1 protein-coding gene is annotated in these 339 nt (G+C 45.4%); it reads left to right on the forward strand.

Translation table 11 applies throughout. The features are described 5' to 3' along the window. Positions 1 to 339, forward strand: a 339-nt coding sequence (locus IM700_RS22995; RefSeq protein ID WP_193419162.1) for a DDE-type integrase/transposase/recombinase, incomplete at both ends; no start/stop codon positions are given.

A 339-nucleotide genomic window follows, 5' to 3' on the forward strand; every position in this document is an offset into this window, starting at 1 on the left:
TCGAGCATTTTAGACCTGTACAACGGCGAAGTTGTCGCCTACAGTATTGGAGATAAGCAGGATGTCCAGTTTGTCTTAGACACGCTAAATCAACTGCCTGACGTGAACGGATCGATGCTACATAGCGACCAGGGCTCCGTTTACACATCAAACGATTATCAAAGAGCAATCAAGGAAAAGGGCATTACCATGAGCATGTCCCGTAAGGGAACACCCGCTGATAATGCCCTCATCGAATCGTTTCATTCCACGCTAAAGTCTGAAACGTTCTACCTAGAAAACCTCACTTGTACAACGACTGCAATCGTTGTACAAACGGTACAAGAGTACATCCATTAC

The sequence above is a fragment of the Paenibacillus rhizolycopersici genome, assembly GCF_014947195.2.
Taxonomy (GTDB): domain Bacteria; phylum Bacillota; class Bacilli; order Paenibacillales; family Paenibacillaceae; genus Fontibacillus; species Fontibacillus rhizolycopersici.